The 10,916-nt window shown below is 44.9% G+C and carries 11 protein-coding genes and 3 pseudogenes; 11 read left to right on the top strand and 3 right to left on the bottom strand.

The window, feature by feature from the left end:
* Positions 1–3: 3 nt before the first annotated feature.
* Both F6J99_RS33585 and F6J99_RS33590 read left to right on the top strand, forming a co-directional pair.
* A pseudogene (locus F6J99_RS33585) lies at positions 4–1,059 on the top strand (IS4 family transposase).
* A gap of 266 nt (positions 1,060–1,325) precedes the next feature.
* Positions 1,326–4,592: a plasmid replication protein, CyRepA1 family gene (locus F6J99_RS33590; protein WP_293119584.1), complete on the top strand. Its 3,267-nt coding sequence runs from the start codon at positions 1,326–1,328 to the stop codon at positions 4,590–4,592.
* A gap of 878 nt (positions 4,593–5,470) precedes the next feature.
* Here F6J99_RS33590 and F6J99_RS33595 read toward each other — a convergent pair.
* The 3 genes from F6J99_RS33595 to F6J99_RS33605 form a co-directional block, all read right to left on the bottom strand.
* Positions 5,471–5,698 carry a winged helix-turn-helix domain-containing protein gene (locus F6J99_RS33595; protein WP_293119586.1) on the bottom strand — a complete coding sequence of 76 codons (228 nt, stop codon included), beginning with the start codon at positions 5,696–5,698 and terminating at the stop codon, positions 5,471–5,473.
* 9 nt (positions 5,699–5,707) lie between these two features.
* Entirely contained in the window at positions 5,708–5,926 is a 219-nt protein-coding gene (locus F6J99_RS33600) for a helix-turn-helix domain-containing protein (RefSeq protein ID WP_293119588.1), read from the bottom strand.
* Between the two features lie 418 nt (positions 5,927–6,344).
* Positions 6,345–6,893, bottom strand: coding sequence for a hypothetical protein (locus F6J99_RS33605; RefSeq protein WP_293119590.1), 549 nt, complete (start codon positions 6,891–6,893; stop codon positions 6,345–6,347).
* Positions 6,894–7,368: 475 nt separating this feature from the next.
* Here F6J99_RS33605 and F6J99_RS33610 point away from each other — a divergent pair, with 475 nt between their 5' ends.
* The 9 genes and pseudogenes from F6J99_RS33610 to F6J99_RS33640 all read left to right on the top strand — a co-directional run bounded on the left by F6J99_RS33610 (position 7,369) and on the right by F6J99_RS33640 (position 10,789).
* Positions 7,369–7,707, top strand: coding sequence for a hypothetical protein (locus tag F6J99_RS33610; protein WP_293119591.1), 339 nt, complete (start codon positions 7,369–7,371; stop codon positions 7,705–7,707).
* 40 nt (positions 7,708–7,747) lie between these two features.
* The gene (locus F6J99_RS45800; protein ID WP_365974793.1) at positions 7,748–8,062 is read left to right on the top strand and encodes a hypothetical protein; all 315 of its coding nucleotides are present in this window, start codon (positions 7,748–7,750) and stop codon (positions 8,060–8,062) included.
* A complete protein-coding gene (locus tag F6J99_RS33615) occupies positions 7,959–8,225 on the top strand; it encodes a hypothetical protein (protein WP_365974797.1) in 267 nt (88 codons plus the stop codon). Before F6J99_RS45800 ends, F6J99_RS33615 begins: the two co-directional genes overlap by 104 nt.
* On the top strand, positions 8,225–8,386 hold the full coding sequence (locus tag F6J99_RS45805; protein ID WP_365974795.1) for a hypothetical protein: 162 nt from the start codon (positions 8,225–8,227) through the stop codon (positions 8,384–8,386). The genes F6J99_RS33615 and F6J99_RS45805 overlap by 1 nt, the downstream gene beginning before the upstream one ends.
* Positions 8,382–8,606, top strand: a complete 225-nt coding sequence (locus F6J99_RS45810; RefSeq protein WP_365974799.1) for a hypothetical protein — start codon at positions 8,382–8,384, stop codon at positions 8,604–8,606. The genes F6J99_RS45805 and F6J99_RS45810 overlap by 5 nt, the downstream gene beginning before the upstream one ends.
* Before the next feature lie 233 nt (positions 8,607–8,839).
* Positions 8,840–9,160, top strand: a pseudogene (locus F6J99_RS33625) (transposase); the annotation flags it as partial.
* Positions 9,161–9,261: 101 nt separating this feature from the next.
* Complete coding sequence (locus tag F6J99_RS33630; protein ID WP_293119597.1) at positions 9,262–9,495, top strand: hypothetical protein; 234 nt, start codon at positions 9,262–9,264, stop codon at positions 9,493–9,495.
* A complete protein-coding gene (locus tag F6J99_RS33635) occupies positions 9,470–9,706 on the top strand; it encodes a hypothetical protein (protein ID WP_293119599.1) in 237 nt (78 codons plus the stop codon). Before F6J99_RS33630 ends, F6J99_RS33635 begins: the two co-directional genes overlap by 26 nt.
* Before the next feature lie 15 nt (positions 9,707–9,721).
* Positions 9,722–10,789, top strand: a pseudogene (locus F6J99_RS33640) (IS4 family transposase).
* The last annotated feature ends 127 nt before the right edge of the window (positions 10,790–10,916 follow it).

A 10,916-nucleotide genomic window follows, 5' to 3' on the forward strand; every position in this document is an offset into this window, starting at 1 on the left:
TGAATCAAGAAGCGCGAATTGAAGCAATTACTCCAAGAACATTTAGACGCTCCTTGGAGCCAGACTCTCGCTTAATGCCCTGTTCTTGTTGGCTGTCCTCAAGGTAAAAACGGTCAATCTCTGTCAGCTGTCGTTAGGGTTTGGAGGCAAGGCACTGCCGTCCGCGAGCTTACTTGCGTCAGAGCGCGATTTTTTCGAGGCTTTGAGGTGGATTACGCCCAAATTGCCAAAATGGTTGTAAGCTGGATGGGGATTCGAGATGGATGGGTTCTGAGCCTCGACCGAACAACGTGGGAATTCGGGTCTCATTGCTACAACATTCTGACAAACGGCATTGTGCATCAGGGAGTGGCAAATCCTGTATTGTGGTGGCTGCTCGATAAGAAGGGAAACTCCAATAGTGATCAGCGAATGCGCTTACCCTTGGAATTTTACCAGCTCTTTCCAAAAGCCCAGATGCGAGAGAAAATTGGTCAGGCATAGATTCGTTATCTGTTGCGCGGGGCCCACTCTATCGTTTCGTATCCTTTTCCGAGCCACTGATAAGATTGAACGCTCAGGAAGGTCCCTGGCAGCCAAAGTGGTTTTTGCCCATAAGCATGCCAGGTGAATCCCAACTACTTAAGGGGGTTTGTCGTGTTTGGGGCTACCCAGTTTCAGTTGAAGCCAAGGGGCTTGATCATGGCCAGTTACTAGTTGTGATTGCACCCCCGGCAACAAGGGCATCTGGTCACTGACGTTTGCCTTGCGTTGGGGCATTGAAACGCTATGCAGGCATTTTTAAAACCCGAGGCAAATGCCATTGAGTCCACTCACTTTACATTAGCTGAGCGTTTACGCAAACTTTTTGCCGCTGCTGACACTAGCACGCTCGTTGGTCAATGGGAACGGGTTTGTGGTTACACCAGTATCAACCCATTACTATTAAAAAACACGGTCGTCGGCAAGCGAGCTTATTTCGCGAACGGATTTGACTACTTGCGGCATTTGGTTTTAAATCCTTCTATCCACAATCAGGCTGACTTTTCGCACTCTCTAAAACTTTTGTCCTGTAATTAGTTTATTGAGTTGTCTTTGGATGATTTATTATTTGGAATTCCCCAAAGTGCCATATAACTTCTTCGCAAGTGCAACCGCTTTTTGTCGCGATTGCATTATTTGTGCTGCCCAGTAAAAAGCTGTGTAGGACACAAATTAACCTAAGGTTACGCTACGAGACCGCTCTTGACTAGTTCAGGGGTATTTTGTGGTAAATGCTTTAGAAAAACCGGGGGATGAGGGCGTGAACCCAAATCCCCAAACATACATATCTATTTGTTGCTCCCATGGTATCCCATATTTCAAAAGATTGCACTCCCCTAGAAGAGTCCCAAGGTAGTAGCAGTGGATTAAAGTCTCCTTTTCCCCATGTAAAGGATCACCATTACCAGGAGATGAAGGCGTCCGGAATAGCGGATGACATTATTGGGCTAAACATAGAATCTTGCGGAGAGAGCAAGGCATACAGCAATTTACTATATTCAGATAAATTCTCCCGGCGCAACGGAGGGAGACTCAGAGACAGAGATCTTAAAAAATACCAACATCTGAAAGATGGTGGCTGGTGGTGTGGTGCAGGGGAAGACCTGCTGAACTTAGGTGAGCAAAGCTTGTGGGGTTGTTTCAAACCAGATAAGCCCCGACGGGACTGGACAAAACCTGACAAGAACAAGCGGATCAAGTACGAGACTCCACCCAAGGAACCCACTTCAGTATTTGCCTTAAATGTCCCTCCCAGGATCGCAGCACAGATATTAGGTTCATACGGTTTTGACCCTGAGGCTAATCAAACCTTCTGGAGGTTTGTAATAGATAATACTGTTGTTCCCATTGTCATCACCGAGGGAGCTAAAAAGGCGGCGGCACTATTAAGTAATGGATATCTGGTGATTGCACTACCTGGGGTTTACAACGGCTACCGGTCGATCAAGGATGCAAACGGGAAGGTGATAAAGCGGGACTTAACTCCCGAGTTAAAAGCGATCGCAGGTAAGGACAGGGAAATTTATCTGGCTTTTGACAAAGATACCAAACTTAGCACCAAGACAGGGGTAGACGCAGCCACATGGCAGACGGGAAGGCTTCTAAAAGCTGAAGGGTGTAAGGTCAAAATCCTATCCTGGGATAATGCCAAAGGTAAAGGCTGTGATGATCTGATATTTAAGCACGGCAAAGAAGCTTTTGATGAGGCATTTGCTAAGGCAGTGCCGCTAGATGTGTGGAAGGCTAGACAGCTGTCGGTTTTGAGTTACCCTGCCAATATCCAAATGAACCGTGAGTATATTGGGGAGTTGGAGATTCCTGATTGGGTAAGACTGCTTGCCATCAAGTCTCCCAAAGGCACAGGAAAATCAACCAGTATTGCCCCAATAGGGCAAAGAGCGATCGCACAAGGAAAGAGGCTCTTGCTCCTAACCCATCGTATTCAACTTACCACCGCCCTGTGTAAGATCTTCGGAGTGTCGTACGTATCAGACTTAGCTAGTACTAAGTTAAGTAAAGTTCCAGGAATGGGATTATGCATTGACTCCCTTCATCCAAATTCTCAAGCCCACTTTGATCCAAGCGAATGGGAAGGCTGCACAGTAGTAATCGACGAGGTAGAGCAGGTGTTACAACATTTGTTGAACTCTAAAACCTGCCAGAAAAAACGGATTTCTATTTTAAAAACACTCTTCAGTCTGCTTAAGGTAGCAGAAAGGGTGATCATAGCGGACGCAGACTTGAGCGATATCAGTCTCAAGTACATCAAAAACATCATGGGGGTTAACCCATTTGTGATCCGAAATGACTACCAGCTTGAGGGAGCTAACTATTACCGGCACCCCAACAAAGAGTCTGTGATAACAAAGGTTGATCACCTTTTAGCCGCAGGGGAAAAAGTACTTCTTTTGCTGGCTGCTCAAAAAGCTAAGTCCCCCTTTGGAACTCAAAACTTAGAAGACTGGTTCAGGGAAAAATTCCCAGAGTTGAAAATACTCAGGATTGACGCAGAGTCATTAGCAGATAAAACCCACCCGGCCTATGGCGCGATCACGAAAATAAATGAGATCTTGCTTGACTATGATTTAGTCATAGCCTCTCCTTCGATTGAAACAGGGATAAGCATTGACATTCGTGGCCATTTCAAGGCTGTGTGTGCGATCGCAAACGGGGTACAGTCGGAGGCGAGTGTCAGACAAGCACTGGCTCGGGTCAGAGAACCGATTGACCGACATGTGTTTGTAAGTTCCTTCGGATTTGGAACTATAGGCAACGGAGAGGTTTCACCTAAGGCATTGGTTGCGTCACAGAACAAACAGCTGAAATACAATCTCAAATACCTAGCGCAGTTTGCCAGTTTCGACTACCTATGGCATTTAGAGGAAGATAATGAGATTGAAAACTTTCAGCCTGACACTCTTCAATGCTGGGCAGAAATAGTCTGCCGTCACAATGCTGGGATGATTGATTACGCTGAGCAGGTTTTTACCAACCTCAAGGAAGAAGGACATAAGATTATCGATTTTGACCCAGAAGACACAAATGGGTCAACCAAACGCCAGGTTAATCAAGAGCTAACCCAGAAAAAAAACGAAAATTACTTGAAAGAACGAATTGCGATCGCAGAGGTTGATCCGTTTCAAAAAGAGTCCTCGTACCAGGACAGCAAGAAAAAGCGCGTTAAAACCAAATCGGAAAGGTATCGGGAACGGAATTGGGAAGTAGGGAGAAAATGGGGCAGAGAAAATGTCACTCCCGAGGTGATCGAGATGGATGACAAGAAAATGTATGGGAAACTGCGAGTACTCTACTACTTAACTGAAGGCCAGAAATACTTTGAGCAACAGCTTACTGGTATAGCCGAAATTTTCTTGGAAGAAGGTGCGATCTTCGCTCCTGATTTTGTGCGTAAGCTAAAAGCACATAAGATTGAAGTATTAAAGGCTCTGGGATTGGATAGACTTTTAGAGGATCTAGATTCTGGGCGGCAATTGAGAAATTCAGATGAAGACCTGATCAAAATCAAGAAAAAGCTCTGCCATCCGCAAACCAGAAGAGATCTAAAGAGTATTGGGTTTGGAACATTTTCCGAAAAGAAGACTCCGATTCAAGTTATTCAACAATTACTCTATAACCATCTGGGAATAAGAACCACATGTCTTGACAAAGACGGGAAAATGAATGCTCAAGGTAAACGCGATTATACGTATGGTCTCGAAGGCTGGCGGCAGGAAATGAAACCATTTTTTGATTACTGGCTGAAAGTTGATCAAGAAAAACGACTGAAGCAACTAGAGAAAAAACAGGTAGCACCAAGACCTCCAACAGCTCAACCATTAACCCAGGAGTCAAACACAATAGAGCATATATTCAGGCAGAAGGTCAAGACTATTCTGTCTAAACTGGAAAACCACGATCCCCAAGACCTGCGGAATTACATCAGGGCCATGATGGGACATCCAAACTGGGGTCAATTCGCCACTGATGTTCTAGCAGGTGCATCAACCAGAATCAGAAAGTTGATTAACCAGTTGACTGAAGAGCTGCTCGCTTGTGGAGTCTTGGTCTGAAAGATCCGCCAAACGCGATCACACTAAAAAAACCGAAAAATTAACATAGTCCTTGAAACCACCCGGTCAAGGGCCAAAAGTCGTGTCACAAAAATGCGATCGCCTTTGGCGCGGCTTGCCGATCGCGGACCACTTTCTTAACAAAAATCAATAAAAAATTTCTTCTAAGACATCAAATAGAACCAAGATAATCTCTGAAACCTTTTTAGGGCAAGCGTTACAGGGTATTATTTCTTCTAAGACGTCCACACTCGGTATATATATAGAGAGATATCCCTCATGGACGAGATCAAAAAGCAAAATCGATTATCCCAAATTTTGGTGGTGGTGCTGAGGTGGCTGTTGGTTTTGGGGTTGCGACTGGGTGGTGGTGTGAGGTGGTGACAGCAAAGACGCAAGAAAAGCCACCAGCAGGCAGCCAGTGGCTCAGAAACCTTTATAGATTTCTTAGATGTCTTTGGGTTGATTGTGGCATTTTCGAGGCTTCTGGGCAAAAATCGAAGCAGTAATTCAATCTTGAGGGATTGGGCTCGTTCAAAAACAAGGGCACATTTCTGATATCGGGCATTGTCGAGTACTAAGGTAATCGGGACCGTTAAGTTTAGAGCAGCTAATTGTCAGAGCAGTTCACTTTCGCTATGAGCATTGATGTATGCCTCATTGGTCACGGTAATTAATTCATGGGTGATGGCGCCATCGGGCACCGAGCACGTTGAACCGTTGCCGAAAGACCGCTGATTTGACAAACTTTCGCTATTTGCACCAGACCCATTCCAGATAGGCTCCCAAAACAAAGTGGGCTATATTCACTTTGAAAATAGCTCGTTTCCCTGCTTTAGCTTCCTCTAAACAAGGCTCAAGTTCTTTTTTTTAAATGCCTATTGTCCCTGGGGGTCAGCTTTGGCTGGCACAACTCCAACTCGGCAACAACTCATACCCATAGACAACATATACTTACGCACTTGCTCGCGACTGCGTTCAATCCCAGTCAATTCCTTAATTTGAGCGGTTGCTTGGGCCAGGGTAAGGGGCGAATGTTCCCAAAAGTGCGCTTCGAGGGTCTTCTGATGCTGCTTCAATTCACTTTGGGGGCGGTAGAACTTCAAGTGTTTGAGTTACTCAATCCCACCCGCTTGATATTCACGCAAATACTTCACCAAAGTCGGTTCACTGATCCGAAGCAATTGAGCGATTTGCCAATGGCCCAGGCCCTGACTTTTGAGATATACCGCTTCCATTTTCCGTTGCACTCGTGGATGGGGGTGATGAAAGCGTTCATAGTGTAGGGCTTCAATATCGCTGGGGATAAAGGTTAAGTTAATCAAGTGCTTCACAATGGATTCAACGGTTGTGTTTAGTATAACCTTTGAAAAAAGCTAAGTCTATGGCCTGATCAAGTATAGCAACTCCAAAGGTCGCTTGTAAGGAGCTAGGCATTACCCAAACGACACTAGATTATTGGCATCAACAGGGGATGATCGATGTAATCATAACTTCCAATAAGGCGTAATGCTAGGGAAGCTACTATAAAGTGCCATGCTTGACTCCAAAGTAGTGCCATGCTTGACTCTAAAGTTCTGCATGGGTTTTTGGAGTCAGAACTTTCCCTTGTTTGATCTAATTTTTGGGCGTTGCACAATAACGGGATGATAGGCCTATTTTGCGAAGTTTAAACTGTAGACTATAAGCCACTTTCAGTTATGTGCAAAAAATGGTATCATCCCAAAAATGTGCAACGTCAATTTTTCAAAATTAGTTCTTTTCCACTATTTGATCATTTTCCACTATTTGATCATTTTCCACTATTTGATCATTTTCCACTATTACCTGAGACGGAACATTCCAGTCTTTCTGGTTGTTGCAATAATCCACCTTATAACTTGGGTTATAGTAGTAGTTCATTTGGAAATCATTTAAGGAACCACTTGGTAAAGTTCGGATGATCCGAGTCGTAAACGATTGCCTTACACTCTTTGCTTCTGCTTCTAGCTTTCCGATAGTGATTGTTTTGGTCTGACTCCAATGACCTTGGTCATATATTTCTGTTCCAATATTCTGCACATCTTTCTCTTCCCCAACAGATAGGTAAACTTTTACATCTTCAATAGAAATTGGCAGTTGGTTTACGACGTAAAAGTAGCTTGTGTAAGTAGTACCATTCTCTGGATTATCTTTGATGAAGTGCTTGTTCGATTTTAGCACTTTAATATGCACCACAGGATCTCCCACGAGAATGTGATATCTAGTACGCTCATTTTTAAAGAGAAGGTTTTCTCCTACTACAGGTGTGGTTGTTGTCATGTGTATTACAATGCTCCATTCAAAAAGTTGGCTTTCTAAGTAGTCAAACACAACTTAACATAATGCTTATTGCTTTTGTTCAACTACTTCTTTTGAGTTTTCTATTGTAGTTTTGCATAAAAGGGATACATAGATCATCTTTTTTCAAAAAAACTTCTAAGCAGGTGTACAAAATTAATTACACATTTTCCAAAACTCAAAGTCTTACAATGTAAGGGTTACAGAGATTGCTAGTAGGAAATTAATTCTGTGTAGGTGCTTAAATTGTAATTTTTATTAACAATTAGTTCGCAATTTCAAGAATTTTCCCCTGGCTGCCTGACACATCTGTGTGAAACCAAGACGTATCAGGCTCGACACTGTAACGACTGAATCCGTGAGAACCAGATGCGATTGGCTTAAGGGCTTGTTAAAAAACAACTTCGTGGTTTTAGAATTAGACAAGGAAGTCTAATATCAGAACCAGAGTACTCATATGGGGAGGCAAAACATTAATCAGTGCAAGTGTTGGGAGTGTCAGCAGGGAAACAAAACCATCCAAAAGCAACATCAGCAACTCAATCTGTTGATGAGCCGCCTGGATGAACAGCAACGGCGATGGCTAGCGGCTTTAGAAGCGAAAAAGTTAGGGCATGGGGGGACTCAGAGGATGAGTGAGGTCACAGGGTTAGATATCAACACGATTCGACGAGGGCGACTAGAACTTGATCAGGGGTTAGTCAATCGTCCAACAGAGCGAATTCGATTGGCAGGGGGTGGACGCAAACGGGTAGAAAAAAACTTGAAGGAGTCTCGGCAAGCTTGCAAGCAGTAGTAGAAGCAGATGTAGCAGGAGACCCAAGTGGTGCTTGCAAATGGATTCATCAGAGTTTGCGGAGCATCTTTCGCCAGGGAGCGCCAGTATCGGTTTTCTGGTGAGTCATACCAGTATTAGACGACTGTTGAAACAGTTGGGCTATTCCCTCAAAGCAAACCGCAAGTCGGTTGCGACCACCCAGCATCCTCAGCGTGACCAGCAATTCCGTTACCTGGAGCGAGTCAAAGAACACTTTATCAAAGCCGGACATCCGGTGCAAGCGTGTCGATACCAAGAACAAAGAGCTAATTGGGAATTTCAAAAACCCTGGGCAAGAGTGGACTCAGCAAGCCGAAGCAGTCAACGACCATGACGAACCCAAAGATGCCTTGGCTAAAGCCGTCCCTTATGGCATCTACGACTTGGTTCACAATCAAGGTTATGTTTATGTGGGTACTTCTGGAGATACGGCAGCTTTTGCTGTCGATGCCATCGTGCGCTGGTTTAAACGATTTGACCGACCTCGCGCAAGCTGATGAAAGCAAAATCAAGATTGCTGTGTGATTCAGGTGGGAGTAACGGTTATCGGGTTCGCAACTGGAAACTCCAATTACAGGAAAAATTGGCGGACCCACACGAAATCACAGTTATGGTCTGTCACTATCCCTCAAGAGCCTGTCTTATGGAACCCAATTGAGCATCGCCTCTTATGCTTGATCTCACTCAATTGGGCAGGAAAACCACTGCGTTCGAAGGCTCAGATGACTGCTCTGAAAAGTGGAACGACTACACAAACAGCGACTGTTGTGAAAGCAGCTCAAATCAAGGGAGTCTACCCCACTCGAATCAAAGTTTCAGATCAACAAATAGCAGCACTCAACTTGACCCATCGTCCCATTTCCAGTGGAATTACATGATTCATCCTCGGTCTCAATCTGCTCAAAAACCATGAACTTACAGGACTTACGCACAGACTCCATGGGTAGGGTGGGCAAAACCTTGCCCACCCTACAAGTAGCGTTAAATTGAGGGATTTGCGTAAGTCCTAACTTATTTAATGACAAACCCTAGGGCGTGTCATTAAATAAGTGTCAATCCAGTTTAAAATAGATAAATTATTGGCGAGTTGAGTAATCTCAGGAGTGCATTAATGACGCGCCGCTATGCCTTGCGGAATGACCAGTGGGAACGCATCTCTCGACTTACTACCAGGACGAAAAGAAACGGTCGGAGTCACGGCTTTAGATAATCGATTGTTTGTCGAAGCCGTGCTGTATCGCTACCGAGCTGGCATTCCCTGGCGGGACTTACCTGAAAGATTTGGTGATAAACGAGGTAGTTCATACCCGATGAACGCCGATGGGCAAAGCGTGGAGTGTGGCAAAGGGTGTTTGAAGTATTAGCCAATGATGCCGACAACGAATACGCGATGATAGACTCAACTATTGTGCGTGCCCACCAGCATAGTGCTTTGAAGTTACCGTAAGATAGTTGAGCCTTTATAGTTAGTAGGTTATGGGTAAAAGGTTCAAGTCTTTTGTAATAAGGCTCAACTATCTAAGGTTTCGTCTCTTGGGGCAAAGGGGGGATGCCGCTAGGGAAGCCATTGGTCGCAGTAAAGGTGGACTGAGTACCAAGATTTATACCTTGGTGGATGCCCATGGGCTACCTATCGGCTTTCACCTAACTCAAGGACTTGTCTGTGACCTTGATGGAGCCGATGTTTTACTTAACGAGCTTGCTGCTGATACACTCGAAGCTGACAAGGGTATCGATGCTGATGAGCGCGTGCCATACGCGACTTAAACAACAAGGTAAAACGGCAGTTATTCAGCCCTTGTGCAACCGTACTGTTAAGCGTGACTATGATCGATACTTATACCAAGCACGACATCTAATTGAAAACTTCTTTGCCCACTCAAGCAATATCGAGGGATTGCCACACGCGATTGATTTACGGGCAATAAACTTTCTATCCGCAATTTATCTGGCTGCTACCTTTATCTGGCTTAATTGATGACACGCCCTATGAATCAAGAAGCGCGAATTGAAGCAATTACTCCAAGAACATTTAGACGCTCCTTGGAGCCAGACTCTCGCTTCTAGCCCTGTTCTTGTTGGCTGTCCTCAAGGTAAAAACGGTCAATCTCTGTCAGGTGTCGTTAGGGTTTGGAGGCAAGGCACTGCCGGAATCAAGTTACAAGCGTCAGAGCGCGATTTTTTCGAGGCTTTGAGGTGGATTACGCTCAAATTGCCAAAATGGTGGTAAGTTGGATGGAGATTCCTGATGGATGGGTTCTGAGCCTCGACCGAACAACATGGGAATTCGGGTCTCATTGCTACAACATTCTGACCTTAGGGATTGTGCATCAGGGAGTGGCAAATCCAGTATTGTGGTGGCTGCTCGATAAGAAGGGAAACTCCAATAGTGATCAGCGAATGCGCTTACCCTTGGAATTTTACCAGTTCTTTCCAAAAGCCCAGATTAATTGTTTGTGTGCAGACCGAGAGTTTATTGGTCAGGCATGGATTCGTTATCTGTTGCTTGAGCCGACTCTATCGTTTCGTATCCGAATCCGAGCCACTGATAAGATTGAACGCTCAGGAACGTCCCTGGCAGCCAAAGTGGTTTTTGCCCATAAGCATGCCAGGTGAATCCCAACAACTCAAGGGAGTTTGTCGTGTTTGGGGTTACCCAGTTTCAGTTGAAGCCAAGCGGCTTGATCATGGCCAGTTACTAGTTGTGATTGCACCCCCGGCAACCCAGCATCTGGTCACTGACGTTTGCCTTGCGTTGGGGCATTGAAACGCTATGCAGGCATTTTTAAAACCCGAGGCTTTTGCCTTGAGTCCACTCACTTTACTGAAGCTGAGCGTTTACGCAAACTTTTAGCCCTGCTGACACTAGCACGCTCGTTGGTCAATGCGAACGGGTTTGTGGTTACACCAGTATCAACCCATTACTATTAAAAAACACGGTCGTCGAGCCAAGAGCTTATTTCGCTTAGGATTTGACTACTTGCGGCATTTGGTTTTAAATCCTTCTATCCACAATCAGGCTGACTTTTCGCACTCTCTAAAACTTTTGTCCTGTACTTAGGCGTAGCATAGGTGTGGGATGAATTTTACACAGAGTCCTTGGGATCGGGAAAGCGAGCTATTAAACTTCTAAGTACCTCAGATTGGTTCATTCCTCTCTTCTCTGCCTCTTGTGCTAATTTTTTCTT

Source organism: Moorena sp. SIO4G3, from assembly GCF_010692305.1.
GTDB lineage: Bacteria > Cyanobacteriota > Cyanobacteriia > Cyanobacteriales > Coleofasciculaceae > Moorena > Moorena producens_A.

What these genes read in the sequence shown, in the direction of transcription:
- F6J99_RS33605 (WP_293119590.1), bottom strand. Translation starts at nt 6,893, where the DNA reads ATGACAACAACCACACCTGTAGTAGGAGAAAACCTTCTCTTTAAAAAT.
- F6J99_RS45800 (WP_365974793.1), top strand. Translation starts at nt 7,748, where the DNA reads ATGGATTCATCAGAGTTTGCGGAGCATCTTTCGCCAGGGAGCGCCAGT.
- F6J99_RS33610 (WP_293119591.1), top strand. Translation starts at nt 7,369, where the DNA reads ATGGGGAGGCAAAACATTAATCAGTGCAAGTGTTGGGAGTGTCAGCAG.
- F6J99_RS33590 (WP_293119584.1), top strand. Translation starts at nt 1,326, where the DNA reads ATGGTATCCCATATTTCAAAAGATTGCACTCCCCTAGAAGAGTCCCAA.
- F6J99_RS45805 (WP_365974795.1), top strand. Translation starts at nt 8,225, where the DNA reads ATGAAAGCAAAATCAAGATTGCTGTGTGATTCAGGTGGGAGTAACGGT.
- F6J99_RS33635 (WP_293119599.1), top strand. Translation starts at nt 9,470, where the DNA reads ATGAGCGCGTGCCATACGCGACTTAAACAACAAGGTAAAACGGCAGTT.